This is a genomic window from Pseudoalteromonas xiamenensis, from assembly GCF_030994125.1.
GTDB lineage: Bacteria > Pseudomonadota > Gammaproteobacteria > Enterobacterales > Alteromonadaceae > Pseudoalteromonas > Pseudoalteromonas xiamenensis_B.
The window spans coordinates 1,309,510-1,336,451 of the sequence record NZ_CP099917.1 but is presented as its reverse complement, the minus strand read 5'-3'; the positions used below and the strand labels follow the sequence as shown (position 1 = coordinate 1,336,451).

Genomic DNA, 26,942 nt, shown 5'->3' with positions numbered 1-26,942 from the left:
AGGAAATTCGTATGCAATCAGTCGTGATCGTGCTTGTGGGCATACTCGGTATGCTCTTTGGATGGTTTGTATACTCCAAATTTATAGCCGAAAAAATCTTTAAAATGGATGATGATTTTGTCACTCCAGCTCATGAAATTAATGATGGCGTTGACTATGTACCGACGAACAAAGTGGTACTGTGGGGTCATCATTTTACTTCTGTCGCAGGGGCGGCGCCAATTGTAGGCCCTGCAATTGCGGTCTATTGGGGATGGGTCCCCGCTGTGTTATGGGTCGTGTTAGGGACGATATTCTTTGCTGGTGTCCACGACATGGGCGCGCTATGGGCTAGTGCACGTCACAAAGGTAAATCGATGGGGGCATTATCTGAAACGGTAATTGGCAAACGCACCCGCGCGTTATTCATGGTCGTTGTGTTCCTTGTACTTTTAATGGTTAATGCGGTATTCGGTGTAGTGATTGCCAACTCATTTGTTGCCAACCCAAGTGCGGTATTTCCAGCGTGGTCCGCAATTGCTGTTGCACTGGTCATTGGTTTCCTCTTGAAACGTAATGTGCCGATGATGCCGCTCGTCGCGATTGGCGTAGCTGTGCTGTATGCAACTATTTATATGGGCTCAGGTATGCCGTTAGCATTACCAAGTGAAATGTTTGGTTTGAGTGACAAAGCAAACTGGATTCTGATTCTATTCGTCTACGCAGCTGTTGCGTCATTGCTACCGGTTTGGATGCTTTTACAGCCGCGTGATTTCATTAATGGCATGCAATTACTTGTTGGTTTAGTGCTTTTGTATGGTGCGGTGTTTGTTGTTATGCCGGATATTACTGCGCCTGCATTTAACACTGAAACTGTCGCAAATACACCGAGCATTATTCCCTTGTTGTTTGTGACTATCGCCTGTGGTGCGGTGTCTGGCTTTCATGGCATCGTGTCATCCGGAACTTCATCAAAGCAATTAAATAAAGAAACAGATGGTCGCTTTGTTGGGTACTTAGGGGCAGTTGGTGAAGGCTCACTTGCGCTAATTACGTTGGTTGCGGTGAGTGGTGTGATGCTTGCCGTCACACCTGAGCAATGGCATGAGATATACAGTCATCTTGGCGCAGGAAGCGTGGGGGCGTTTATCACTGGTGGTTCAAACATGATTCAAGCTGGCTGGGGGATACCAAGTGAAGTGTCTTCAACCTTGCTGGCTGTAATGGTTGTGTTGTTTGCGGGAACAACGATGGATTCAGGTGTTCGGCTACAACGTTACATCATCCAAGAGTGGGGCGAAATTTATAATATTCCTGTGTTAAAAAGCGGTATAACCGCGACACTCGTTGCAGTTGCATGCTGTCTATTATTGGCATTTGGTGCCGGAGGGGCTTCTGGAAGTGGCGGAATGATTATTTGGCCTCTATTCGGCTCAACAAATCAGCTCTTAGCAAGTTTGACGTTGTTGGTAATCTCGGTTTACCTTATCAAACTCGGCCGTCCAGCTAAATACACGTTAATCCCAATGAGCTTTGTACTTGTTATGGCGTTTTTTGCTGGGGTGATCAAATTGTCTGAATATTATGAGAAGGGCAACTGGTTGCTGGTTGGGCTAGACGTTATTGTGTTGGTCGTCAGCGTTCTGGTTATGCTTGAAGCGTGGTCTGTAATCGTGAAGCATAAATCAGCACCGCAAGATTCTGAGGCAGAGCGCGCCAATTAGCGCGCTCTGCTTAAAAAGTAAAGGCTGTCTCAGCCTAGCTTTAATTTAGATTATGTTTGATAATTTGGGCCCTTAATCTCTCATAAAGGGCCTTTTTATGTCTTTCCCTATTGCAAAACCGGCTACTACAGTGTGGCACGCTGATGCAGATGCTCTCATTGTTATTGCCGCTAATGTTACTTCGCTTGGTCATGAACTTGACACACTTGTAAAACCTTACCTTACCGTTGACGCTCGTATGACGTCGAAAGTGAGTTTGCTTGTCAATGAAAAAGCGCCTGGTCAACGTTTGTTCCTCGCACCGACAGGCCCTTTAAACCGTGACTACGATGATGTTCGTCGAGTTTATGATGCGGCAAAATTAGCCATACTTGAAGCGAAAGCTGCGGGTGCAGTGCGTCCTGTACTTTGTGTAACTGGCGTTGATATTGATGCACGTTATCAACACGCTTTGGAAGTTGCATACCTTGGTGCATGTCAGGCCCTTTGGCAACCGCTAGAAGCACGAGAGTCCTTAGGTGAGCACATTGAACCGGTTCAGTGCGTGTTCTTAGTCAATGCAGATGATGCACTGTGCACGCGTTTAAATGCATTGGCCGCGGGGCATTATGTTGCGCGTGACCTATGTGGCACCGAGCCTGAGCGTATGGCGCCACCTCGATTTGCGGAATATTGTGTGGGGGCGTTCTCAAACACAGGCGTTACCGTAGAAGTGATTAATGACCGAGACATACTTGACCGCCATTACCCAATGTTATCTACCGTGGCGCGAGCATCATACGCGGTTGAGAGACATCACCCGTGTGTCATAAAGTTAACTTATGAGCCTCAAGGTGATGTAGAGCGTACACTGATGTTTGTCGGTAAAGGCCTTGTTTACGACACTGGTGGTGCAGACCTCAAAGTGGGTGGTTTCATGGCTGGCATGAGTCGTGATAAAGGTGGTGCAGCAAGTGTTGCCGGCTTTATGAAGGCGGTAGCGCAAGCGCAGCCTGCAGGTGTTAAAGTGGTTGCATTCTTGGCGGTCGTTCGCAATTCAATTGGGTCTGATTGTTTTGTGCCAGATGAAATTATTAACACGCGTGAAGGAGTCCGCGTGCGTATCGGAAATACGGATGCTGAAGGGCGCTTAGCAATGGGCGATCTTTTAAGTGAATTAAAAGATCAAGCACTCAAAGAAGTGAACCCAATATTATTCACGGTTGCAACGCTTACTGGCCATGCGGCAAGAGCGATGGGTCCATACAGCGCTTACGTTGAAAACGGCCCAGCGCGCCAAGCGAATGTGTCTCGTGAACTTGCGCAAGTAGGTGATTTATGGGCGGACTGTGCTGAAGTTTCTCGTAGTCGTCGTGAAGACTTTGATTTTGTGAAACCGCGTACGTTAGCCGACGACGTGCTTTCAAGTAATAACGCGCCATCAGCCGTTACGGCGCGTGGTCATCAGTTCCCGATGGCGTTTTTGAACATTGTCGGTGGTCTGGATAAGCATGGCTCAGATTCTGAAACGCCATTACCTTATGTGCATATGGACATCGCAGGAAGTGGTGTTGAGGGAGGAGATTGGCAACATGGTAAGCCTTTCCCTGCCACCATTAGTAGTTTATTCGCGAAATACTGCTAATTTCTCAGGTAGCGGAGGGGTCTCCTCCGCTTTATCGTTTTACCTTAGTTTCCTCAACCAATCTTAAATCCTGACACGACTTCGGTTAGATGATGACTGGCTTTTTTCAGATTTTCACTCGCGCTAGTCAGTGCCTGTGTCGTATCCAAACTGTGATGTGTGGAATCAGACAGATCGGAGATACGGCGATTGACGTCCTGTGCTACGGTACTCTGTTCGTCCGCACTTTGCGCGATGTGACTGTTCATTTCAGAAATGACTTGAATTAAACGTTCTATTTCATCAAGCACCGTATTCGCTTGCGCTGCTTGCGTTACCGTTGATTGAGAGATACTTTGACTCTGCGTGACAGCCGTCACTGCAGCACGAGCACCTTGCTGTAACTTTTCAATCATGACTTGAATTTCGTCGGTACTTTGCCCTGTGCGACTCGCTAAAGTTCTGACTTCATCTGCTACGACGGCGAATCCTCGACCTTGCTCGCCAGCTCTGGCGGCTTCAATGGCGGCATTTAATGCAAGTAAATTGGTTTGTTCTGAAATCCCACGAATAACATCAAGAACGGAGCCGATACTGTTCGTTTGGGCAGCAAGTTCAGCGGTCACCTTGCTCACTTCTTCGATGGTATTGGATAATTTATTGATCGCCGAAATGGTTGTATTAATGACTGATTTCCCAGCGGTTGCGTTGCTTTGAGCTTCTCGCGCAGCGGTATCTGCGGCGCTCGCATTATCACTGACCTCACGGATCTGATGACTCATTTCTTCTACGGCTGTTGCGATTTGACGGCTGCTGTCGCTTTGTTCTTCTATAAAGCGCAAGTTCTTATGACTCGCACCATCAACTTGAATGGCCAATCGCTCTACTTCAGTTGCATTGTGTGACACACTTTGCATACTTCGGCGCATTTTTTCCGTATATGAATTGAAATACGTTGCTAATGCTGCGATTTCATCATTGCCTTTAAGTTCTAGACGTTGAGTTAAATCGCCTTCTCCTTCTGCAATGTTTTTCATCATCGAAACAGCTCGGTTGACAGGGTTTACTATGCTTCGGCCAATCACGACGCTCAGTGCAATGAGTAACAAAATGATTAGGCCAACATCAAGCAACATAAAATTTTGTAATTCGGCATGGCTTGCGTCAATGGTATCCATGTAAATACCCGAGCCGATGATCCACTGCCATGGTTTGAAGCCTTTTACGTAGGAAATTTTATCAACCGGTTTGTCTTTCCCTGGTTTTGGCCATTTGTACGGTATGAACCCCGCACCTTGCTTAGTCACAATATTGACCATTTCAACAAACAGCTTTTTGCCATCAGGGTCTTGGGTGTTTGCAAGAGACTGTCCATTGAGTGCTGGCTTCATTGGATGCATGACCATTTTCGGTTGGAAATCATTAATCCAAAAGTAATTATTGTCTTCGTAACGTAACTCTGCGACGGCAGAAAGAGCGGCTTGTTTGGCGTCTTCTTCCGTCAATTTACCCGAGACATACAAGTTATGAAAATGCGTAACTAAACTGTGAGCATTTTCGACAACGTGCTGAGTTTTTTCGTATTGAAGTTTTTCAAGAGCTTGATACTGCTGGTTGAGACTCGTAATGCTCAATAAGACGAGTCCCATTAACACCACGATGACCAATAAGGCGAGTCGTTGAAAGATTGAAAAACGGTTAAGGACATCCATCTTGTACTCCTTTTTAATATGGGCCGCTTTTTACTATGAGCGTTGAATATCCATATTACCAGTTCTGAAATGATGAAAATTGAGTTGAAACAAAGGACTAATAGATGATGAATTGGAAAGGTGGTCAATTAGCAATAAGTAGTAGGTCTAGTTTCTCGAATAAGAAAATAGACCTACTTTATGAGTGAGTTTACTGTTTGAAGTGGCGGTCGAAAAACTGCGTAATGGTTTGATGCAAGTGTGTTTGTACACTTTGACCATTTAGACTGTGTTTTGAGCCTGGGTAGGTCATCATTTCAAACGGTTTGATCTCATCTTGCAGATTCTTAAAGACTTTTGTTGCGTGTGTGAACAGCACATTGTCGTCCGCCATACCATGATAGATAAGAAGAGGACCTTTCAATGCGTTACTGTATGGGAATACCGCACTTTGTTCATAGCCAAGCGCATTCGTGTCGGGATGACCCAAATATCGTTCGGTATAATGTGTATCATAAAGTGCCCAATCCGTTACAGGCGCACCAGAGACACCCGCCTTAAAATAATCACCCGCTTTAAACATAGTCATTAGCGCCATATACCCACCATAGCTGTGGCCATAAATACCAATGCGTTCCGGATCAACAAAGTCTAGGCTTCGTAGATATTCAACCCCTTTGATTTGATCGGCAACTTCAACCACGCCGAGGTGCTTGTAAATGGCATCTTCAAAGCGTTTACCACGGTTAAAAGAACCTCGGTTGTCGAGTTGGAAAATGACATAGTCTTGTTGAACTAAATATTGGAAGAACAAGTTTTTACCGCGCCAACTGTTGGTAACCCGTTGCGCATGAGGACCACCGTAAACGTTCACAATAACTGGGTATTTCTTACCTGCCTGCAAGTTTTTCGGTTTAAAAATACGATAGTAGAGGTCTTGTCCATCTTCCGCTTTGAGTGTGCCATATTCTGGTTCAACAAGATCGCCTGCGTAACGCGTTAGAGGGTGAGTATCATCTAATTTGTTTTGTTCAAGCCAGGTTACAAAGTTACCATCGACCTGACGCAAAGAGACGGAGCTTGGGCGGTTAACTGAAGAGGCATTATCAATAAACGTTTTTGCGTCGTCAGCAACAACGACATCATGGTAAGTGCCAGTCTCAGTCAAGCGTTTAACTTGACCTTCAGAAAACAAAGGTGCTTGATACAAGTGACTTTCAAGCGGCGTATCTTTGCGGCCCGCAAAATAGATTAATCCCTGTTTTTCATCAACGGCTTTTAGGCTATCAACAACCCATTCGCCTTGAGTGATCTGCCGTACTAATTGACCATTTAATTTATAGAGGAATAGGTGCTTATAGCCATCACGCTCCGACGCCCAAATAAAATGTTGTTTGTCTTTTAAAAAATACAAATCGTTGTGTAAGTTGATCCACGTTTTACTGGATTCAGTGACAACAACATGTTGAGTTTTGTTCGCAACGTTGTAAAAACGCAAATCTAATTGTTGTTGAGAGCGGTTTTGCCATTGATAACTCAGCACATTGCTGTCTTCTGACCAGCCTGCACGAGCGACATAAATGTCTGTGTCCTTACCTAAGTCAACCCAATCCACTTGCTGGTTGTTGAGCGACACAACGCCAAGTTGAATTTCGACATTGTGTGTTCCAGTAAAGGGATAACGTTGATTAAACAGTTTTACTTCATCAGCGTAAATTTCGTTGCGGATCGCTTCTTTTACTGGCGTTTCATCTATGCGCGTAAAGGCAATTTTGCTCTCATCACCAGACCACCAATAGCCGGTCATACGACCCATTTCTTCTTGTGCAACAAATTCAGCCATACCATATTTGACTGTACCACCGCCGTCTTTACTCAGTGGGATTTCTTTGCCTGAACTTAACTCTAAGGCATACAGGTTTTGCTCGCGGATAAAGGAGACATAATGACCTTTCGGCGAAAAACGTGCATCCGTTTCAAACGCGTCGGTGTTTGTGAGTTTTTTACTTTTTCCTGTCTCTAGTTGGTAATAGTACAAGTCACCGTTCAGCGGGAAAAGCAGTGCTTTGCCGTCTTTCGACCACGTGTATTCTAAAATACCGCGACCGAAAATACGTTGGCGTTCACGGCGGGCCTTTTCTTCATCAGATAGCTCTTCTTTTCCAGAAAACAGGGCTTGAGAATCAACGAGTAAACGGTTGGTTTTGTCTTTTAAGTTGTATTCCCAAAGGTCGTAGCGTTTTTGATCTTCGGCTTTACCTTGGAGGTAGGTAACTCGTGTGCCGTCAGGTGAAAACTTCAATTTAATCGGTGCTTTTCCTGCGAGGCCAGGGCTTGCAAACACGCGTTCTAGTGTTAGGGGGTCTGCTGATACAACTGTACTTAATAGAGGTAAGCAAAGCGCAGCAGTTCTGAGAGTGGTACGCACAGGATTATCCTTTTATTTTGGGTAGAAAGAGATGGTAGCTAGGTCGGTAGGCAGGCGCAATAAAATAGGGTAGAGTGCCAAAAATTAGTGACTAATGTGAACAAGGACTAACATGACTTTTGAACTAGCGCCTGAGTTGCAGCGCGACTGTATTTTTTTAACGGACTGGCCATTGTGTCGAGTTTTATTGTTAAACGATAGCCAATATCCTTGGTTTGTGCTTGTTCCACGAGTTACAGGTGCTCGAGAGATAATTGATTTGAGCGAACAACAGCAATTACAATTTTGGCAAGAAAGCGCTTCATTGAGCAAATTGATCATGTCGGTATTTTCACCAGACAAGCTAAATGTGGCCGCGCTTGGCAATATGGTTCCGCAACTTCATGTACATCATATCGCTCGTTTCAAAGAGGATATTGCTTGGCCGAAACCTGTTTGGGGACTGTTTCCTGCTAAACCTTATTCGCAAGAGCAAATAACTGCACTTAAAGCTGAGTTGGCGCTTTAGCGTCTATTTACCGCAAAGTATTGGCTAATGAGTCGTTCAATCTCCAAAAAAAACGACTCATATTTATCACTCAATAAATTAAAACGTCGTAAAAATAAGTAGTCGCTCACTAATCTAAATAACGTCCAACAGGCCACTCGTGATGCCAACGTCACGCGTTCCTCTTGAGACGCAGCGTACAACGACAACAACTGCTGTTGCGCATCACTATCCACAAGGCCGTCTTGACCATGCCAATTTATCAGGACCAAATCAAATGCGCTGTCACCAAATTGACTTCGTTCCCAATCAACCAATTTCAATGAGCCTCCAGAATCGATGATAAGATTTTCATAATGAAGGTCTCCATGTAGCAGCGAAAACTCGGTTATTTCATGAAAAAGAGTTTGGTTTGACGCCAAAATCGCTAAAACGTGGTCGAAGATGCGCTCAAAACGAGGTGTTTCTTTTTTGGTTTGTGTACGCATCAACCGCGCTTGCTTTTGCAATTCAAGGTGAGGCGTAAGTTCAGCTTTTGTTGGGTTGAGTAGGTTGCCGGCAAAGGGACTTGAAATGTGATGTATTTTTTTTAGTGCTAAGGCCAATCTGTTGAGTACTTGATTTGACCATGCGTGGATTGCTTGGCCGTGAATATATTTCACAAACAAACAGTTTTGTTTGGCAGCAGTGCCTTTGGTTTGGAGAAAACAGTCGAGATTTAAATCCGTCTCTTGCAACAAGGTGTATGCTTTCGCTTCTTTGCGAAGTCCATTGGCTACATAACCTTTAGCGCATTTTACAACCCACCACTCAGAATTTTCAAAGTGAACTAAAAAGCTGGAATTGCTCAAGCCTTGTTGCAGCGGCTTTATCGCGCTTAGTGTTGTCTGTCTTTGCTTTGCAAATGTAGCGATTGCATGCTTGCTATGCGGTGGCACTTCAGCTCCCAATGGGGAGCTGTGTGTTGTGCGCGTTAGGTACGACAAGAGGGGCTCTGCATTTACGTCGCTCAATCGAGAAAACTTCTGAGTACTTTAGCGTAGACCTCGACATCTTGTGCCCCTGTCAGCATTTTCTCATCGTTGAAAATCATGGTTGGAACGCCGTGAATGCCCATGTTTCGCCATTTGGTTTGTTGGTCTTTGATTTCTAAACTAAATGCACTACTGTCGAGAACTTGCTTCGCTTCTTCAACGTTGAGACCCACTTGTTCAACGAGTTTTATGAGGCTTTGAAAACTAAAATTGCCGCGATTGCCAAAAAACTCCGCAAACATCGTTTTTGCAAGATCTGTTTGAAGCCCCGATTTTTGCGCCCAAAAAAGTAATCGATGGCAATCATGCGTGTTCAGCATTCGCATTTCATCAAAATAGTTAAATGTGAAGCCTACCTCTGCACCCAAATTGGTCAACATCGCTCTCGCTCGAATACTTTGATCTAGCGTTGTTCCATATTTATTTGCAAGGTGCGTTCGCAGATTTTCACCTTCAGGAACCATTTTGGGGTTGAGTTCGAATGGATGCCAAACGATTTCAGCACTTACTTCATCTTGTAGTTGCGATAACGCAGCATTCAGTCGATAAAAACCGATAGCACACCATGGACACACGATGTCAGAGATAATATCGATTCGTAACGTTTTAGCGTGATTCATTGATAATTTCCTTTTTTGAGCACTAGGCATTAAATTGAATTGAGCCAATTGGAACAATGCGCTCAATTTCTTATGGTTTATAATAGTGACCAAGTAATGTTATTCAACTAGTATACTTTTAGTAACCTACTTACTTTTGAAGGGAATAGTATGGAAACTGTTTTAAAAACAGAAAGTAAAGAAGAACAAAAAGTTTTCAATACTTGCTGGGAGCCGTGCGCCATTGAAAAAGGGATGCGACTAATTGGGGGAAAGTGGACCGGTTCAATTGTGTATCACTTAAAAGAGGGGCCGATACGCTTTAATGAACTGACCCGTCGCTTGGCAGGGGCAAGTAAAAAGATGATAGACCAACGATTGAAAGAACTAGAGTCCAATGGAATGGTGAAGCGGCAAGTCCTTAATACCCGCCCCGTTGGCGTTACTTACGAACTTACGCCATTTGGAGAGTCGGCACTACACATACTTGAAGCGTTGCGGGTATGGTCTGAATCTCATGATATCTAAAAGGTTTATTCTACTTGTGACGCAAGATGGGTGGATGCAGTGAGTTTAGCAAGTGCAATGAGCATGGATGATATTCCCTTTTTAATTTATTTCGTATTTTAGACTAACATGTTGTTGAATCGTATTTTGGTAACAGGATGAAGGTATTTTTTAGCGAGATAAATCGCAACAAAATGTAGACTATTTTGTTGCGATGTTAATACGTTACGATAGGGCTTGATCTCGAGAATCTAAAAAGCCAGATATCATGGTCAAAATAGCCGCAAATGCCACAATTAACGCTCCTATCCATGCGGTGTCCGTTAAAGCCATGTCTTCCACAATGAGCCCACCGATAACGGAGCCAACGGCAATGCCGACATTAAACGCCGCAATATTGAGCCCAGATGCGACGTCAACGGCGTTAGGAGTCTGTTTTTCTGCAAGTTGTACGACGTAAACTTGAAGGCCTGGGACATTACCAAATGCAAAAGCGCCCCAAAGTAGCACGGTCAATACCGCGCCAATAGGATTCGCCGCAGTAAAAGTGAACGTGAATAACACAAGTGCCAGCGCGGTAAAAATAATATGTAGTGCTTTTATTGGCCCCATTTTATCGGCAAGTTTACCTCCCCAAATATTACCAATGGCTACGGAAACGCCGTACACAAGCATTATCAAACCAATTGAGCTGGAGGCAAATCCCGTTACTTGCTCTAAAATTGGCGCAAGGTACGTGAAGGCGACGAATGTTCCCCCATATCCTACGGCGGTCATTGCATAAACCAGCAATAAACGAGGGTTAGTGAGCACTTGCATTTGCTCTTTTAATTGAGCTGGTTTTGCCTGTTTTAAGTTAGCCGGTACGAGCAGGGCACTCCCGACTAAGGCGATGAGACCAAGCACTGAGACCACAAGAAAAGTAGCACGCCAGCCAAGCGTTTGGCCTATCCAAGTCCCAAGAGGAACCCCCGTCACAAGTGCGACGGTCAATCCTGTAAACAGGATTGCAATTGCGCTGGCTTCTTTGTCTTTTGAAACCAAGTTAGTCGCAATGGTTGAACCTATTGAAAAGAAAACACCGTGCGCCAGACCGGTTAATATTCGCGCTAAAATCAACGTTTCGTAACTTGGTGCCCGCCACGCAAGTAGGTTACCAAGAACAAATAACGCCATTAAAGACAACAAAACAGATTTGCGGTTCCAACGTCCTGTTAATGCCGTCAAAACAGGTGCGCCAATTGCGACACCGAGCGCATATAAGCTCACAAGAAGACCTGCTGAAGGTAGTGAAACGGCTAAGTCATTTGCAATAGTCGGGACCAAGCCGACGATAACAAACTCAGTCGTTCCGATAGCAAATGCACTCAAAGTGAGAGCAAGTAAAGCGAAAGGCATAGTAAGTATTCCTCACAAAGTTAAAGTGAGGGCAGTTTGAATGAAATGAATGATTACAAAAACAGCAAAAATAACAAAATAAATTTGTTAAAAGTGTAATAATTGAATCTAGCGAAGGTAGATAAGAGGCAAACTAGCGTGCGGGTGAAATCTAAAACTGAAGATTTAGAGAGTTTTCTGATGGTTGTGGACAGCGGCAGTTTTAGCGCCGCCGCAATTAGTCTCAATACGCAAGTTGCAAAGATTTCTCGGGCGATTGCCCGACTTGAAAAGGAACTTGATACGACGCTGTTTAACCGCAGTACAAGACGAATAGAATTGACCGAAGCAGGACAGTTGTTTCTCAACTATGTGCGGGAAAGTTTAGATATGCTCAACCGTGGTGAAGAGGCCCTAAACAACCTACAAGGAAAACCGAAAGGTAAGCTTAGAGTTGATGCAGCAAGTCCCTTTATTTTTCATCAAATCATTCCTCACGTTGCAACATTTAGAGAGGCTTATCCTGATATTCAGTTAGAACTGATTTCAGGGGAGAGCTTTATTGATCTCATCGAGAAAAAAACGGATGTAGCAATTCGAATTGGCCGGCTACAAGATTCCAATTTGTATGCTCGAACACTCGGCATAAGTAAGCTTCGACTTGTAGCAAGTCCTAGGTATTTGGACAGCCATACAGGCCCGACATCGTTGGCTGAGCTGAAAACCCATACTTTAATCGGTTTTGCGGATTCACCGAAATTAAACAATTGGCATTTAGGTGAAAACGAATTGATTAAGCCACATATTTCAGCGAGCAATGGTGAGACAATTCGGCAGCTGGTTCTGGAGGGCAATGGAATTGCATTGCTGTCAAATTTCATGGTTGAGGCAGACCTCAAACAAGGCAAACTTGTGGAAGTGCTGCCTGACTATGTACAAACGCCGAACCCTAGAGAAGCCGTGAATGCGGTTTACTACAAGAATTCAGCAGCGAGTGCGCGTATTGACGCGTTCATCGAATTTTTCAGAGGCAAATTTACACTCTAATTCACACAGCCCAAAGAAAAAGCCACTTTTAATGTTCAAAGTGGCTTTTGAAACGCGTCGAGTAGCGAGGTAGAAAGGTTAAAGACCTAAAACGGCTTTACCTTGCTTGAATGTAACGTCTACCGGAATGTTGGCTTTAGCTAACTTCTCAAGGTCACTTGCTAATTCAGCTTTTATATCACCATGACTTGCAATAAGCGCAGAAACGCGTTCGTAATCACCGTCACCTTGAATGGTTAGGATCAAACGCGATAGATTTTCCATCGCTTTAGCCATTTTCTCCATATCTACTTCATAAAGGCCTTCAGCATTACGAGAGAATGCGCCTTGTTCCTTAAAGAAGTTAAAGCGGATCATGTTTGCTTTACCATGGGCGCTTGATGCTCCAAAACGTACAGAGCGGAAGATACCGGCCATAAACGTGATGTAGTAATCTTCTAATGTACCTTCTGTGATTTCGCCTTTCTTCAATAGTTGCTCAACCATATAGAGGCCTAGAATATCCGCTTTGCCTTCTTCTAGGGCACTTGCATGCTCTTGCAGCGATTGACGAACCGTACCTTTGTTTGTGATGGTGTTTTTGATACCTAAACCATGTGCAACTTCGTGGAACATAGTGTTCGCAAAGAATGCATCAAACGTAATGTGTTGACGCTGTGAAGGAACAATCAACTGTTCTGAGATTGGTACCATGATCTTGTCGAATTTCGCACGCATTGCGTTTTTAAGTTGCAGACGGCGAGTACCTTTCTCGAGCTGAACTTGCTCGTCATTTGGCAAGTTGATTGCAATCGTTTTGCTCCCTGCGTTTGAGTGACCTGCGTAATAAATAACGTCATACGCGTTTAGGTCAGCATCAGAACCAGGCATTTCTTGTTTGTATTTGGCGTCAACTGGTAGGTCTTTTTGGAGTTCAGGCAAAAACGCTGCGAATTTGGCAAGACGCTCACTCCACGCTAAGTCTTTAACGAGAACATACGACTCAAATGCTGCGCGGTAACCAAATAATTGGTCTTCATACGTTTCTATTGGTCCAATAACGATATCTACAGGGTTGTTCTTCATGTCCATCCAAGCAAAGTCAGATGGTTGATAATCGTTATTCACAAGCGCATCAGCGCGAAGAGTTAGGTAGTTAGCAAACTCTTTATCTGCAGCCAACACACTCGCTTCACGAAGTAGTTTCGCAACTTCATCAATTTCTTTTTTATACACATCGGAATACGGTACGCTGTAAAGCTGACCTTTTTCATCACGGCGAACAACAGAGTAAAGGCCATTTTTATCTTTTACAGTAGAACCATTAAGTTCTTCTTTTGTCATGTCATGAGGATAAAACTCAGCGCCTAACGCTTTTTCTTCAAACCCGGTTAAGAATGGTTTGTCACCGTTTAAACGGTCCCATGGGCCATAGTTGATGTCTGCAAACTGGCGTACTTCAGCGTCATTGATGTTCGCAAGGAATGTCGCTTTATCCATACCAAACGCTTGCTTCCAGAATAGGTCGTCCATGATTTTGGATGCATCAATCAGCTTAGCAATCATTTGTTTTTGATTTGCACTAAAGTGAGATAAATCTGAAGTAAGTGAAACTTCAGTATAAATACCAAGGCGTGAACGTTCTGCGTTCGTCAATGTGTAGCTTTGTGTCGATGTTTCTTTGGCTACTGGGGCTGCGGTTTGTTTTGTTGGTTCACTACAAGCGGTCAAGCCTAGCAGGCCTGTAAGCATTAAAGCGTGTGAGAGTTTTGACAGTTTCATCGTATACCCAAATGTTTTTGTTGTTCATTGTTAGCGAATCACCTTACCCGATTTTGGGGGGATTTCCGCATTTTATTGGCTTGTACCTTGTTAAATTCTCGATAAAAATAAATTCATGAATATTTTTTCAACTTTTCTTAACTTTATCCTAAAGTTAGACAATACTTGAATCATAAAAAACAGAGTTTGCCGTGTACGTCCTTGTGCGATAAGGGCGTTCTAAAATTGAGGGATCTTTGCCTATGTCGACAGAAAATGCCTTACTGACCATATTAATAGATAGAATAAACAACGACACTCTGGTGTTGCCGACCTTACCTGAAATTGCGGTAAGAGTGAGACAAGCGGCTGACGATCCTGAAGTGAATTTGATGCAAATGGCGGACGTCATTTCTCATGATCCAGCGCTGGCTGCGCGAATGATTAAAGTGGCGAACAGTGCTTTTATGGGACGAACCGTAAAAGTAAGCAACCTTAATCAAGCGGTAACACGCATTGGTCTTCGTCAAATCAAAAACATCGCAACTGCGATGGCAATGGAACAATTGTTTGTTTCTCATAATAAATTAATAAAAACCTACATGGACAAAGCGTGGGACAAAACGTTAAAGGTAGCGTGCCAAGCAATTACGGTGATGGATTTTTATTTACGCGTGAATAAGCACACGTCGATGAACAAAGACACCATTACACTAGCAGCGCTGGTGTTTAATATCGGTGTATTACCGATTCTGACCGAAGCTGAACGTCACCCAGAAGTGTTTGCTAATCCCAGTTTCCTAGCTCATGCGATTCAAAAATTGGCTGGTAAAATTGGTGGTGCAATAATGCGCGAATGGGATTTTACGGACGAGTTTGTGGAGGTTGCTGAAAGTTGGTCAAATCCGAACTATAAGCCAGATCACGTGTGTTATGTCGATTTTATTCGAGTAGGGGCAATTGCAGAAGGGATTTTACAAGTCTCAGACAAAACATCAGCGTTGCAACTCTATGTAGATAAAGGCGTTCTTCGCTCACTAGAACAGTTAAGTGATGACGTATTCCTCGATGTATTGGAAGACGTTAAAACAATGTTTGCTTAAATACATTACATTGATATCTTGACAAAAAAAGAGCGCTCAGGCGCTCTTTTCAATCTCACAGACTGGAACCGAAATTATTCAGGCTCGCCTAAGCCTTGTTTTAAATCCGCTAGGAGCGCTTTAATTTCTTCCGACACTAAAATAAAGTCAGCATCTAACTTTACTGCCATGTCTTCTTTTGGAATGTCTGCATTTTGCTCTTTTAACGTTTCTGCATAGCTCATACGCTTGATAGAACCGTCATTTTGGAATAGAAACTTAACGCGTTCTTGCCAATCAAGGGCGAGTTTTGACACCAGCTTACCATTGTCTAAATGTTGCTTTATCTCATCGCTCGATAGGTCAAACTGTTTAAATTTAACCTGTGCACCACTTTCATCGGGCTCTTGAAGCTCAGCATCAAGACCAATAGCAAAGCCTTCTGGTGCTGCAAATTTAGCAAGCCAGTCAGTGAGATGTAGCGTTAAGTCGTAGTTTGCGAATGCTGGTACAACTGGCAAAGTGCCTAAACTTTTTCGTAATAGTGCTAAGAGCTCTTCCGCTTTGTTAAAGCTCGCGCTATTAACAACTACCCAACCATTGTCTAAATCGATGAACGCGAACTGCAAGGAGGATTTTTTAAATGCTTGTGGTAACAGGGTCGTCAGTAAAGTCTCTTTTAGCTCGTCTTTTTCTTTTTTCTTTACAGGACGATTTTCTTCTCGCTCTATAAGTTCGATTTTTTCTGCGAGCATTTCATTGATAACAGATGCAGGAAGTACTTTTTCTTCGCGCTTTGCACAAACCAAAATGCAGTTTTGAGAAAAATGGGCAAGCGTTTGAGCGTGTTTACCAAATGCATTGGTCCAGCCGAACGAGCTCAGCTCTTGACTAGTACAAGGTCTAAATTGATCTTGCTCTAGTGCTTTTTCAAACTCAGCCTGATCATAAGAAACGTCTTGCTTAAATTGATAGCAGATAAGGTTACTAAACCACATTTGTTTCATCCTTTCTAAATTGAGGCGTAATCATAACAAGAAAATTTCCTCGATGGCGACTCTGACCCTCAAATTAAGACGGCAGATCGTTTTAGTAGTGACGTCTTCATATTGAACGATTACCATAGCGACAATTCAGATAATAACCAATCATTCGACAAGATTGGTCAAAGGAGTCAATGAATGTCTAACGATGGTACTCGCAAGCGCGAATGGCTGTTTATCTTTTTGAAGGGTGCTGGAATGGGGGCTGCTGATGTGGTTCCTGGTGTGTCAGGTGGCACCATAGCCTTTATCACGGGCATTTACGCCAGACTCTTAAATGCGATTCAAAGCGTGAATTTGCAAGCACTGCTTATCTTAAAAAGAGAGGGAGTTGCGGCAATGTGGAAACACATTGATGGCAATTTTTTGGTGTGTTTGTTTGGCGGCTTGCTAACCAGTGCTGCGTCTTTGGCAAAATTGATTACTTATTTACTCGAACATCATCAAACCTTAGTTTGGTCATTCTTCTTTGGACTGATTTTAGCGTCGTTTTGGCATGTGGCAAAACAAGTAAAGAGCTGGGATCGTTCCACGGTTATCGCCTGTTTAATCGGTGCTATGACGGCTTTTGTTATCACCACCATTTCACCCGCAGAAGCAAATCCAGCGACTTGGTTCTATTTTGTTGCGGGTTCAATCGCCATTTGCGCTATGATTTTACCGGGGATTTCAGGCAGCTTTATTTTACTTCTCATGGGCATGTATGGTCATGTTTTGGCAGCCGTAAATCGCATGGATTTAGTGCTAATTGGGCTCTTTTTAAGTGGCTGTGTTGTTGGTTTGATGGCGTTTTCTCGTTTTTTATCTTGGTTACTGAAGGCGTACGAGCAAGCGACATTTGCACTTTTAGCAGGGTTCCTTCTAGGCTCATTAAACTTGTTGTGGCCATGGAAACAAACATTAAGTACGTACACAAATAGCCATGGGATTGAAAAACCACTTGAGCAGGCAAATATTTTACCTTCACAATTTTTTGCACTGTCGGGGCAAGATCCTAACACCGTTTATTGCCTACTTTTAGCCGTGTTTGGACTCTATCTTATTCTTTTTGTAGAGAAAATCACTACAACAAAATAAGGCGCTTTCAGCGCCTTTTTCTTGCCTTAAATTCAAAAATCTGATTTTCTCTACTAATGTCGCTTTAACCATTTGAAAAAGCTGTGCTAACTTAGTACATAAAAGCAGCAATATTTTTGCACTCTACTTTAAGGAATCTTCATGCTCAATCTGCGTGCATTACAGTTTCTGATGCTCGGTCTCCTTGCGAGCTTTACGCCCAGTGTTTGGGCTTCGGGTGATAGCGTCAATCTCACCAACAACATCATTGGTTTTATTTCTATAGGTATTTTCTGTTTTGCGTATGTTTTGGTCATGTTGGAAGAAAAAATCCACATGCGCAAATCTAAGCCTGTACTAGTCGCTGCCGGTATAATTTGGGCGTTGATAGGTTATTACTATGCAACGCATGGAATGAGTGAGCTCACTCACGAAGCGTTTAGACACAACTTACTTGAGTTCGCTGAATTGATGCTGTTCTTGCTGGTCGCAATGACCTACATCAACGCAATGGATGAACGAGGCTTGTTTGACGCGCTGCGTATCTGGATGGTTCGTCGTGGGTTTAGTTTTAGGACTCTGTTTTGGATAACCGGCTTTCTCGCATTTTTTATCTCGCCTATCGCTGATAACCTAACAACCGCGTTGTTGATGTGCGCAGTGGTGATGAAAGTCGCAGAAGGTGATAGACGCTTTATCAACCTGTCTTGCATTAATATCGTTGTTGCAGCCAACGCAGGGGGAGCGTTTAGTCCGTTTGGTGACATTACAACGCTGATGGTTTGGCAAGCGGGCAAAGTAGAGTTCATGGAGTTCTTCTCACTGTTTATCCCATCAGTGGTCAATTACGTTGTGCCTGCGTTTGTGATGAGCTTATACATCAAAAATCAACGCCCAGAGGCTGTGCGTGAGGAATTTGAATTGAAGCGTGGTGCGCGTCGAATCTTAGGTCTTTTCTTGTTGACGGTAGCAACGGCGGTTGCAGGTCACACCTTCTTACATCTCCCGCCAGTGATGGGCATGATGGCTGGCCTTGGCTATCTCCAATTCTTTGGTTATTTCTTAAAAGTAACGCACCATCGCTGTATTGCGAGAGCGACGAAACGAGCAGAAGGTTTAACGGAAGAAGAGCGTTTAGAGCGTTTTGGTAACGTCGTGCCGTTTGACGTGTTTGCAAAAGTCTCACGCGCTGAGTGGGACACATTATTATTCTTCTACGGTATTGTTATGTGTGTAGGTGGTCTTGGCTTTATGGGTTACCTTGCACTGATGTCTGAGGCGTTATATGGAGGTTGGTCAGCAACGAATGCCAACGTTTTCCTTGGTATTGTTTCGGCACTTATCGACAATATTCCAGTGATGTTCGCTGTATTGTCTATGGACCCTCAAATGTCGCATGGTCAATGGTTGTTAATAACCCTAACTGCAGGTGTCGGCGGTAGTTTACTGTCTATAGGTTCCGCTGCGGGTGTTGCGCTAATGGGGCAGGCTCGAGGTTACTATACGTTTTTTGGGCATCTTAAATGGACGCCAATCATCGCATTAGGGTACGTTGCAAGTGTGCTGTGCCATTTGTGGATTAACGCTTCACACTTTTAATAGGCAGGGGGGTCAATGTCACCCCCTTTCTTTAAAATCCCTTCAATGCCTCTTCATGGGCGTTTATCCAATACATCGATACTGGTTTCGGATCTTGAATCGTGTGCTCGATAGGAGTAGCGACAAGATTGCCTCCCACTTCCCCAAGCATGACTAAGTGTTGTTTCTCTGCAATGGCCTGCACAGCAGCAAGGCCTAGTTTGGACGCGAGCAGTCTGTCTTCGGCAACAGGGCTTCCACCACGTTGGATATGACCTAAAATACAAACTCCACAATCAATATTTGCAGTTTGTTTAAGGGATCGCTGTAGACCCGAGGGGCCATCTGGCCACAAATTTTCTGCAAGTACAATGAGAAAGCTAGAATGCTTATTGTTTTGTTGTTGCTGTATTTGTATGGCCAATTTTTCCACGTAAGCTTGCGATTTTTCGCGGTCGAAGTTTTCGAACGATAAGATGCTTTCAGCGCCGGTGGCCAATCCGACATTAAACGCAATGTGGCCACTATGACGTCCCATGACCTCGACAATAAATACTCGCTCAAAGGCATTTGCAGTATCACGAATTTTATCAATCGCTTCTGTTGCAGTTTGTACAGCGGTAGCAAAGCCAATAGTTTTGTCGCTATGTGCGAGGTCATTATCAATGGTACCTGGTAAACCTATCAGTTGCCCACTCCAGTGATGCGACAATGCTTGCATGCCACGAAATGAGCCGTCACCGCCAATCACAATGAGTGCATCGATATTGTGCTTATTGAGAGTGTTTGCAGCTTGTTTGGGACCTTCTGGCAAGAGCATTGATTTACAGCGGGCGCTCTTTAAAAGCGTGCCACCTTGCTGCAAATAAGGATTAACCAACTCGGAGGTTAAATTCACGGCTTGGTCATCCATCAATCCATTGTAACCATGATAGAAGCCGATACACTCATAGTGATGCTGTTCACAAGCGAGGGTAACTGCGCGAATAGCCGCATTCATACCTGGTGAGTCTCCGCCACTGGTTAGTAACGCGACGCGACATTTTCTTTCCATAGGACCATTCTCAAGAAGTGATGTACTGTCTAGGGTATTCGAGTCGTTAAAAAAAGGCGAATGAAACGAGGGAGATTAATGGGGTAGATCAAGAAATTGATTGTTTTTATTGCCGTAAATCATAATAAAGAAAAGCCCCTTAAAAAGGGGCTTTTCTTTATTTCGCTAAAAGCTTTTCTATTTCTTCTTTTTGCGCTGTAGGCAGATTATCGACAACGATATGGTACGAGTCGTCAATCATCTTTTTTATTTCGCTCTCCGGCACAGTACCATCAAGGTAAACCGTGTTCCAAAGACGTTTATTCATATGGTATCCAGGGACCACCGATTCGAAACGGTCTCTTAAAATGAGCGCTTCGTCAGGGTCACATTTTACATTTAACCACCAAATTGGTTCGCCATTAGCGTCCGTTTGACCTTCTTTACCTTCGTAAAGAGTGGCAAACATTTTGTGTTGTACTTTGTATACGTCAGTTTCTTGTGCAAAAGGCTTAGTGATAAAGGTTGCAGGCTTGCTCTGCAAATATTCATGTACGCTTTTCTGATCCATAGCCCGTGTCCTTGAAGTCACTTATGTTTCTACGACAATATTGTAATTCTAGCAGTTTTTGGAAAATTTCTATAATTTAGACTCATCAAAAACTATCAGAAATCACAACTTATAAAGCCTGAGTTTGTGCGGGTTTTGCTCATGCGCAAATTCAAACTTCAAATTCATGCTTTTTATTCATTATGTTAGGCAATTCTTCAAACTATTCCTTTTATTTTTGCTCACCAAAGGAGAGTAAAACAAACGTCCTAGTAGGCCAATACAGGCTCGTTTTTTCTAATAGTGCTCCAAATCGCTGGGGTGCTATTAAAGTAAATAATGCAATATATTGCAACAATAAAGTTCGGTTTGTCTGTTTTTTGATCGTGTGGTAGGATGCGCGTCTATTTTTTGAACGACTTTGTGAGGGCTAATTTGATCTATCTGCTTTCGGCTATTGGTGCCATTATGATGTTTGTACTTTCCCATACAAATGGAATGCCTGTAAAGCGTTGGACGTTTCTTGGTTCTTTGGTTGGTCCTTTAGCTATATTGCTGTTTTCGGTGCATCTTAGAAGGGCTTGGATGAAAATAAATAAAGAAATGCCGTGTATTGGATGGCGTGCCTAACGTTCGCTGCCGTTTGCGACAACTTTCAATTTGGGGCGAATGACTTTCTGAGCGTGGTGATTACGCAAGAACAGCGTGAACTCTTCGTAAGATAGTGGCTTAGAATAGTAATAGCCTTGGATGGTTTGGCAATTAAGCGCTTCTAAATAGGTCAATTGATCCGCGCTTTCGACACCTTCTGCAACCACGTGTAAATCAAGATTTTGTGCGATGGTGACAATAGAGTCCACCATATTTCGCCCTCGTTCACTGTGCATATCGTCAATAAATGCTTTATCGACCTTCAGAGTATTGAGTGGAAACTGCTTTAAATACGCTAAAGAAGAATATCCCGTGCCAAAGTCGTCCATCGCAAGATGAATGCCTCTGGCACTCAATGAACGCATAATAGCAATCGCTTCTTTCGGGTCATCCATAACCGTACCCTCGGTAATTTCTAGCTCGAGGAAATAGGAGGGCAGTTGGTTTTTTTGTAAGATAACGTCGATACGTGTGGTCAGGTCTGGCAAACTAAATTGTTTTGCTGACAAGTTAACCGCGACTCGACCATCGAATAATCCTGCATCTATCCACGTTTTTACGTCACGACAGGCTTTATCTAAAACGACTTCACCAATATCAATAATTTGCCCAGTTTCTTCAGCGATAGGAATAAACACATTGGGCGGAATTATGCCTTTTTTCGGCGTAATAAAACGAACGAGTGCCTCCATGCCCACCAATGCGCCAGATTTGATGTCCATTTTGGGTTGGTAATAAACCACAAAATGGTCCTCTTTAAGACCAAAACGCATGAGATTTTCTATCTGCAAACGCTTCACCGCTTGTTCATTCATGCCATCGTTAAAGAATAAGTAGTGATTACCTTTTTGCTTCGCGTGATACATCGCGGTATCCGCATTCTTCAGCAGAATTTCTGGGGTATTGCCATCTTCTGGAAATAACACGATGCCAACTGATGATGTGATAACGAGTTCATGGCTTGCCAGCTTAAATGGCGTGGCGATGGCGGCTAGAAATTGTTTCGCGGTTTTTGTGATGGTATGTATATCGTTCGTTCCGGCCATAACCAAGGCAAATTCATCGCCGCCGAGGCGATAGAAAGTATCTTGCTGTCGAGCCAGTTTATTCAATCGCATCGCGAGTTTAGCTAGTAAACTATCCCCAAGTTGGTGACCTAATGAATCGTTTATCTTTTTAAAGTTGTCTAAGTCAAATACCAGCAGGGCATGATGAGTGCTTTGCTGGCCTAACTTTTTTAGATTGGTAAAGAATAAGTTGCGGTTAGGGAGGCCTGTTGTACGATCTCGATTCGACAGGTCATGCAGTTGTGATTCTGCTTTCTTCCGCTCGGTGAGATCGGAAAACACAACAACGTAGTTGGTAATTTGGCCATGATTATTTTTGATTTCATCAATGGTGACTTCAATTGGCAGCAATACGTGATTTGCGTTACTTAATTTTAATTCTTCTTGCCAATGTTCTGTTTCTTGTACTGCTGCTTTTAATTCTTCGACATAGCGTCCATCGTAGCCGGGAAGCGAAAATGGTTTGTTCAGATATTGCTCTCTAAATCCACCAAACAATTTCAGATAGCTTGGGTTTAGGTCAACTAATCGGTAATCAGCATCATAGATTGCAATGGCATCGGTTAAAGACTCCACGCATTTTGCAAACAAGTTAAGACGTTCTTCCGTTGTCTTAAGATGGCTGATGTCTCTTACGATACCAGTCATGCGGATAGGATTGAGATTCGTGTCTTTCTCTATTACTTTACCTTTGTCGAGAACCCAATGCCATTCGTCCATATTATTCTTAATACGGTAGCTGGCTTCAAAAAATGCGGTACGTTCAGCAAAGTGTTGTTTAAGAATGCGTTCAACCATAGGAATATCTTGTGGATGTATGCAATGCTGATTGGGAATGAATTTACCTTGAGGTGCGCTGTCCATATTGAACTTGTCATTGATCCGAACGATTTCACCAGTTCGGATGTTCCAGTCCCATAAAGTATCGCCGCTGCCTTCTACGGTACTCTTGAGTCGTTGCTCAGATATTAACAATGTTGAGAAGCGTTTTTGTTGCTGAAAGTATTTGAATAGCAAAATTGAAAAGGCACAAAGCGTAATAAGTAAAAGAAAAATAAAAAAAGAAAACAACATATTATCGGATTTGAATTCATCTAATCCGAAGGCATAGTTGCTGTGTATAGTTGCTAAAAGCAAAATGGTTGCGGTTCTTTTTATTCTTCTTGTTAACATAAAAGAAAACTCAATCGTCTCTTTGCTAATCTAATTCAATGCAGCGTGTGAGTCAAAGTATTGATGCGAAAAAATGGTTAAATAAAAGGTACTACTTACTAATAGATAACCTTCACACGGCCATAACGGTAAGGCGAGTTAAATGGCCGTGTGAAGGTTGGATGGGATTTAGCAGGTTAAGGTAATGTTTGCGGCATTTGCAGCGAACAGTTGTTCAACGAATGTTTTCATGTCGTCTAATGTTAATGCTTCGAGCGCATTTACCAATTGCTTTTGAATTCCAAAGTCATTGCCATGGCTTATCGCCAGCCACAGGCGTTGGGAACGCAGACGAAGGTTTTTGTCTTTTTCTGCCACAACCGTTTTTAACGCTTGTTTTTGGTTTTCCCAATCATTTTGCGAAAGCGCAAGGAGTGATGATTTAAACGCTTCCACAAATTTATCGTGAGCTATCAGTAATTCGTCGGCGCTGTATTGGGGGGATTGAATGTAAAAAACAATCCCAGCGCGTGTATTAAATGGCGCATATCCAGAACCGACAAGGTACCCAAGTTGCTGCTGTGTACGTAATGCCTCAAAATAATCTTGATTCATAAGTTGGTTTAAACACATGAATGATATTTTTTCTTTTGCGTCTGCGGATTGCGACTGGTAATAGCGTACGAAACCAGCATCCCCCATTGAGTGTTCTACAGCACAATACTCCGATTGTGAGAGTATATTTAGCGGTCTAATTAGACAGGGTAAAATCTCACTTTCAGAGAAATGAGATAATAGTTTTTCCTCAAGTTGTCTGGCTTGGTTTTCTTGCCAATTCCCATGCAAAAAAGCCGTGATATGGATGGTTTGGAAAAACTTCTCACGAAACGTTAAGAAATCATTGTAACTGGTCCGCTTAAGCGCGGTTGCAAGGGTGCTAGGTGTTGGATTCCAAGGCATCAAACGTGCGCCGAGTAGGCTAAATAGCTCGCCGACAGGTTTATTTTGGTTATGGGCTTGCCAGTGTCTAACCAGTTGCTTTTTATACTCGGCAAAACGTCGTTGGCAGATAGGCATGGTGAGTAATGAGGCGACCAATTCATCAATCAAGCGCAATTGACTCGCCGACAAGCCTGATGTTTGTAGCGTTAGGCCGCCTTGATGTGAAGTTAGGTGGTAGTTTAAGCCAGCTAACTCTGCTGGATAAAATTGCTCTGCAACGCAATCCATAAAAAGGTCAGCAAATAAACGAGTCATCGCAATGTGCTGTTCATTCTCAACCGCGACCATCGAATCGATTTCAAGGTAAAAGTGACCTTTGGCAACTCGGAACTTTCCATCTTGTTTGAACCAAAATTTAAATCCGGTTTTTTCAGTAATTAGATGAGGTGATTTTTGTCTCGACTCTAATGGTAAAAGCGGGTTTTCGTCACTCAAATAAGGATTTGTTGACGGAAGCACCATTTGATCTAGAGGTTTGTCGATTGAAGCGAGCGAATTTAACCAAACATCGTCGAGCGTCTCAAGTTGGTAAGGCGTTTTATACCATTTTGCCTTTTTGGTCACTTCGACATCAGGGTGAATAAGCACAAGTCGCATATTCCAAGGCGTAAAATGAGTCAGTAATGCGTTGAACTGCGGTAGATCAAAACCATCCATGACGTAGTCGCCATAGATGTAGTCGTCAGGCTCAAAATGGTGCATGTTATTGCTAAGCCCACACACCCAATCCAGCAAACGGCCAGGTTCTTGGTTATCAAAAGCGATATCTAACAACTTGCGTTTATCATTATAAAGAGCTGAAAGCGACTCTCCTTGCTGTTTGATAAGCGTTAAGTATTCAAACACCATCTCTACGATGTCTTCGTAATATTCGATGCCTTCATCGGTCAATGCAATACTGACATTGAAATCTTTAAAGTTACTACCTTGTATACCGCCGCCAGCTGATAACGCGTTGATCCAACCTTGTGACTTAAGAATGGAATAAAGCGAACCTTCACCTTCATAGCCAAGCAGGTGGGCCAAAAAGTTAGTGAGCTTTTTTCTATAATCTGTTTGTTGAGTTGGGATAGGGAAGCTGACAATGAGCTTCTGCATTGGTTTGCGTGGTTCAATGTGAATCAGACGCTTTAAGTCTTCTTCTCGATATAGCGGCTCTTCTATCGCTGGTTTTGGTAATTGGTGGCTTTTGATTTGGCTAAAGGCTCGAGTGACACATTCACTCGTTTCATCCAGTTCAAAGGGGCTACACACCACGAGTGTCATCCAGTGTGCTTGATATTGTGTCTCAAAGTAGGCCCTAATTTCCTTCGCGATTGAGCCTGATTTATCTTTCAGCGTGTCAAAATTACCGACCGAGAATTTTGTGAAGGGGTGAGCTGGATTTACCGTTTCTTTGTGAACCTGATAAATACGACGACTATCATCCTTTATTTTCATTTTAAATTCGGCATCAATCGCTTTCCGTTCATTTTCCGTATCCGCTTGATTAATCAACGGACAGATAAACAGTTCTGCAAAATGATTTAGTGCTTCAAAGAATAACGCGTTTTGGACATCAAAGAAGTAACTGCTGTGCTCAGTGCCTGTCCACGCATTACTGTGGCCACCACCTTGACTGACAAATTTCGGGAAACTTCCAGATTCGGGATGTTTTTCAGTACCAAGGAACAGCATATGCTCCAGAAAATGGGATAAACCTTCTCGTTCTTTGGGATCGTCAAAATGTCCCACATTGACTGTCAGTGCGGCTGCAGATTGCTGAGAATCGCTATCTTTGACAATAAGTGCCTTAAGACCATTGTCGAGTGTGAGTTGTCTATATTGACGACTATCATTAGTACTGACTTTCAACTGAACTCCAAATTTGTCGGCGAGACGTAAATAAAGCACATGGATAGTAAAGTTGCTAAACTTCTTTCGCGCTGTAGGTGTTTGTTTTAATATAGCGAACAAACGGACCTAGAGGCTACCAAAAAGGTCCAAAACTTGGAATCGCTGGAGAGCTATGAAAACCATTTTAATAATGCGCCATGGTGAAGCTGAACCGCTAGTTCGACATGATGAATCTCGAGCGTTAACTGAAAAAGGTTGTCAGCAAGCGAAAATGATGGGGCAGTGGTTGGCCAAGCAGGCATTTTCACCTGAAGGTGTGCTAATCAGTCCTTATCTCCGTGCGCAGCAAACTGCAAACCAAGTACTGCTGTTTAATTCTCCTCGTTTTCTTGAAACGTGTAGTGATATCGTGCCAAATGGTAATGCAAGTTTTGCAATTGATTATTTGGAAACGTTAATTTCAATGCATCCTGATATCGAAAGTTGGTTATTGGTCGCACACATGCCGATAGTTAGCTATTTGGTCGATCAACTGAGTCCTGGTGACATGCCTATTTTTCAGCTTGCCGCTTGCGCGCAGATAGAATACGACGAGCTAACTCGAAAGGGTTTCCTTAAAGGCCTTCACATTCCAGAACGAGTGGCCGCATTTCAGTAAGTTTTTACCTTTATTGAA

The 26,942-nt window shown here is 43.3% G+C and carries 20 protein-coding genes; 9 read left to right on the top strand and 11 right to left on the bottom strand.

All coding sequences use genetic code 11. From position 1 onward, the window contains the following. Positions 1-11 precede the first annotated feature (11 nt). Entirely contained in the window at positions 12-1,703 is a 1,692-nt protein-coding gene (locus tag NI389_RS06185; RefSeq protein WP_308362041.1) for a carbon starvation CstA family protein, read from the top strand. A 97-nt stretch (positions 1,704-1,800) separates the two neighbouring features. Next, complete coding sequence (locus NI389_RS06180; RefSeq protein ID WP_308362040.1) at positions 1,801-3,327, top strand: M17 family metallopeptidase; 1,527 nt, start codon at positions 1,801-1,803, stop codon at positions 3,325-3,327. Between the two features lie 53 nt (positions 3,328-3,380). On the opposite strand, the gene NI389_RS06175 is transcribed toward NI389_RS06180, so the two are convergent. Continuing rightward, positions 3,381-5,018 carry a methyl-accepting chemotaxis protein gene (locus NI389_RS06175; RefSeq protein WP_308362039.1) on the bottom strand — a complete coding sequence of 546 codons (1,638 nt, stop codon included), beginning with the start codon at positions 5,016-5,018 and terminating at the stop codon, positions 3,381-3,383. A gap of 190 nt (positions 5,019-5,208) precedes the next feature. After that, positions 5,209-7,425: a S9 family peptidase gene (locus NI389_RS06170; RefSeq protein ID WP_308362038.1), complete on the bottom strand. Its 2,217-nt coding sequence runs from the start codon at positions 7,423-7,425 to the stop codon at positions 5,209-5,211. A gap of 112 nt (positions 7,426-7,537) precedes the next feature. On the opposite strand from NI389_RS06170, the gene NI389_RS06165 reads away from it, so the two are divergent. Then, entirely contained in the window at positions 7,538-7,933 is a 396-nt protein-coding gene (locus tag NI389_RS06165; RefSeq protein ID WP_308362037.1) for an HIT domain-containing protein, read from the top strand. On the opposite strand, the gene NI389_RS06160 is transcribed toward NI389_RS06165, so the two are convergent. Beyond that, positions 7,930-8,850 carry an aminoglycoside phosphotransferase family protein gene (locus NI389_RS06160; RefSeq protein ID WP_308362036.1) on the bottom strand — a complete coding sequence of 307 codons (921 nt, stop codon included), beginning with the start codon at positions 8,848-8,850 and terminating at the stop codon, positions 7,930-7,932. The genes NI389_RS06165 and NI389_RS06160 overlap by 4 nt on opposite strands. Positions 8,851-8,921: 71 nt before the next feature. After that, positions 8,922-9,566: a DsbA family oxidoreductase gene (locus NI389_RS06155; RefSeq protein WP_308362035.1), complete on the bottom strand. Its 645-nt coding sequence runs from the start codon at positions 9,564-9,566 to the stop codon at positions 8,922-8,924. Positions 9,567-9,716: 150 nt separating this feature from the next. On the opposite strand from NI389_RS06155, the gene NI389_RS06150 reads away from it, so the two are divergent. Further along, positions 9,717-10,073, top strand: coding sequence for a winged helix-turn-helix transcriptional regulator (locus tag NI389_RS06150; RefSeq protein WP_308362034.1), 357 nt, complete (start codon positions 9,717-9,719; stop codon positions 10,071-10,073). A 204-nt stretch (positions 10,074-10,277) separates the two neighbouring features. On the opposite strand, the gene NI389_RS06145 is transcribed toward NI389_RS06150, so the two are convergent. Beyond that, on the bottom strand, positions 10,278-11,450 hold the full coding sequence (locus NI389_RS06145) for an MFS transporter (protein WP_308362033.1): 1,173 nt from the start codon (positions 11,448-11,450) through the stop codon (positions 10,278-10,280). Between the two features lie 138 nt (positions 11,451-11,588). Here NI389_RS06145 and NI389_RS06140 point away from each other — a divergent pair, with 138 nt between their 5' ends. Then, complete coding sequence (locus NI389_RS06140) at positions 11,589-12,476, top strand: LysR family transcriptional regulator (protein ID WP_308362032.1); 888 nt, start codon at positions 11,589-11,591, stop codon at positions 12,474-12,476. Between the two features lie 78 nt (positions 12,477-12,554). Here the strand turns inward: NI389_RS06140 and NI389_RS06135 are convergent, their stop codons facing one another. Further along, positions 12,555-14,237, bottom strand: a complete 1,683-nt coding sequence (locus NI389_RS06135; RefSeq protein ID WP_308362031.1) for a dipeptidyl-peptidase 3 family protein — start codon at positions 14,235-14,237, stop codon at positions 12,555-12,557. A gap of 242 nt (positions 14,238-14,479) precedes the next feature. Between NI389_RS06135 and NI389_RS06130 the strand changes: the two genes are divergently transcribed. After that, positions 14,480-15,319: an HDOD domain-containing protein gene (locus NI389_RS06130; RefSeq protein WP_208843993.1), complete on the top strand. Its 840-nt coding sequence runs from the start codon at positions 14,480-14,482 to the stop codon at positions 15,317-15,319. A 74-nt stretch (positions 15,320-15,393) separates the two neighbouring features. Here the strand turns inward: NI389_RS06130 and rdgC are convergent, their stop codons facing one another. Further along, positions 15,394-16,296: a recombination-associated protein RdgC gene (gene rdgC, locus NI389_RS06125; protein WP_308362030.1), complete on the bottom strand. Its 903-nt coding sequence runs from the start codon at positions 16,294-16,296 to the stop codon at positions 15,394-15,396. 183 nt (positions 16,297-16,479) lie between these two features. On the opposite strand from rdgC, the gene NI389_RS06120 reads away from it, so the two are divergent. Further along, positions 16,480-17,418, top strand: coding sequence for a DUF368 domain-containing protein (locus NI389_RS06120; protein WP_308362029.1), 939 nt, complete (start codon positions 16,480-16,482; stop codon positions 17,416-17,418). Between the two features lie 141 nt (positions 17,419-17,559). Then, a complete protein-coding gene (gene nhaD / locus NI389_RS06115) occupies positions 17,560-18,996 on the top strand; it encodes a sodium:proton antiporter NhaD (RefSeq protein ID WP_372588616.1) in 1,437 nt (478 codons plus the stop codon). A 31-nt stretch (positions 18,997-19,027) separates the two neighbouring features. Here nhaD and NI389_RS06110 read toward each other — a convergent pair whose 3' ends face one another. From NI389_RS06110 to NI389_RS06095, 4 genes are all read right to left on the bottom strand, one after another. Then, positions 19,028-20,029 carry an ATP-dependent 6-phosphofructokinase gene (locus tag NI389_RS06110; protein ID WP_308362028.1) on the bottom strand — a complete coding sequence of 334 codons (1,002 nt, stop codon included), beginning with the start codon at positions 20,027-20,029 and terminating at the stop codon, positions 19,028-19,030. A 157-nt stretch (positions 20,030-20,186) separates the two neighbouring features. Continuing rightward, on the bottom strand, positions 20,187-20,579 hold the full coding sequence (locus tag NI389_RS06105) for an MmcQ/YjbR family DNA-binding protein (protein ID WP_208843990.1): 393 nt from the start codon (positions 20,577-20,579) through the stop codon (positions 20,187-20,189). Between the two features lie 605 nt (positions 20,580-21,184). Then, entirely contained in the window at positions 21,185-23,449 is a 2,265-nt protein-coding gene (locus tag NI389_RS06100) for a putative bifunctional diguanylate cyclase/phosphodiesterase (protein WP_308362027.1), read from the bottom strand. Positions 23,450-23,617: 168 nt separating this feature from the next. Beyond that, complete coding sequence (locus NI389_RS06095) at positions 23,618-26,284, bottom strand: insulinase family protein (protein WP_308362026.1); 2,667 nt, start codon at positions 26,282-26,284, stop codon at positions 23,618-23,620. 154 nt (positions 26,285-26,438) lie between these two features. Here NI389_RS06095 and sixA point away from each other — a divergent pair, with 154 nt between their 5' ends. Next, positions 26,439-26,924, top strand: a complete 486-nt coding sequence (sixA, locus tag NI389_RS06090; RefSeq protein WP_308362025.1) for a phosphohistidine phosphatase SixA — start codon at positions 26,439-26,441, stop codon at positions 26,922-26,924. Positions 26,925-26,942 lie beyond the last annotated feature (18 nt).

What these genes read in the sequence shown, in the direction of transcription:
- NI389_RS06150 (WP_308362034.1), top strand. Translation starts at nt 9,717, where the DNA reads ATGGAAACTGTTTTAAAAACAGAAAGTAAAGAAGAACAAAAAGTTTTC.
- NI389_RS06185 (WP_308362041.1), top strand. Translation starts at nt 12, where the DNA reads ATGCAATCAGTCGTGATCGTGCTTGTGGGCATACTCGGTATGCTCTTT.
- NI389_RS06100 (WP_308362027.1), bottom strand. Translation starts at nt 23,449, where the DNA reads ATGTTAACAAGAAGAATAAAAAGAACCGCAACCATTTTGCTTTTAGCA.
- NI389_RS06110 (WP_308362028.1), bottom strand. Translation starts at nt 20,029, where the DNA reads ATGGAAAGAAAATGTCGCGTCGCGTTACTAACCAGTGGCGGAGACTCA.
- NI389_RS06165 (WP_308362037.1), top strand. Translation starts at nt 7,538, where the DNA reads ATGACTTTTGAACTAGCGCCTGAGTTGCAGCGCGACTGTATTTTTTTA.
- NI389_RS06180 (WP_308362040.1), top strand. Translation starts at nt 1,801, where the DNA reads ATGTCTTTCCCTATTGCAAAACCGGCTACTACAGTGTGGCACGCTGAT.
- NI389_RS06155 (WP_308362035.1), bottom strand. Translation starts at nt 9,566, where the DNA reads ATGAATCACGCTAAAACGTTACGAATCGATATTATCTCTGACATCGTG.
- NI389_RS06135 (WP_308362031.1), bottom strand. Translation starts at nt 14,237, where the DNA reads ATGAAACTGTCAAAACTCTCACACGCTTTAATGCTTACAGGCCTGCTA.
- NI389_RS06130 (WP_208843993.1), top strand. Translation starts at nt 14,480, where the DNA reads ATGTCGACAGAAAATGCCTTACTGACCATATTAATAGATAGAATAAAC.
- NI389_RS06120 (WP_308362029.1), top strand. Translation starts at nt 16,480, where the DNA reads ATGTCTAACGATGGTACTCGCAAGCGCGAATGGCTGTTTATCTTTTTG.
- rdgC (WP_308362030.1), bottom strand. Translation starts at nt 16,296, where the DNA reads ATGTGGTTTAGTAACCTTATCTGCTATCAATTTAAGCAAGACGTTTCT.
- NI389_RS06145 (WP_308362033.1), bottom strand. Translation starts at nt 11,450, where the DNA reads ATGCCTTTCGCTTTACTTGCTCTCACTTTGAGTGCATTTGCTATCGGA.
- NI389_RS06105 (WP_208843990.1), bottom strand. Translation starts at nt 20,579, where the DNA reads ATGGATCAGAAAAGCGTACATGAATATTTGCAGAGCAAGCCTGCAACC.
- sixA (WP_308362025.1), top strand. Translation starts at nt 26,439, where the DNA reads ATGAAAACCATTTTAATAATGCGCCATGGTGAAGCTGAACCGCTAGTT.
- nhaD (WP_372588616.1), top strand. Translation starts at nt 17,560, where the DNA reads ATGCTCAATCTGCGTGCATTACAGTTTCTGATGCTCGGTCTCCTTGCG.
- NI389_RS06175 (WP_308362039.1), bottom strand. Translation starts at nt 5,018, where the DNA reads ATGGATGTCCTTAACCGTTTTTCAATCTTTCAACGACTCGCCTTATTG.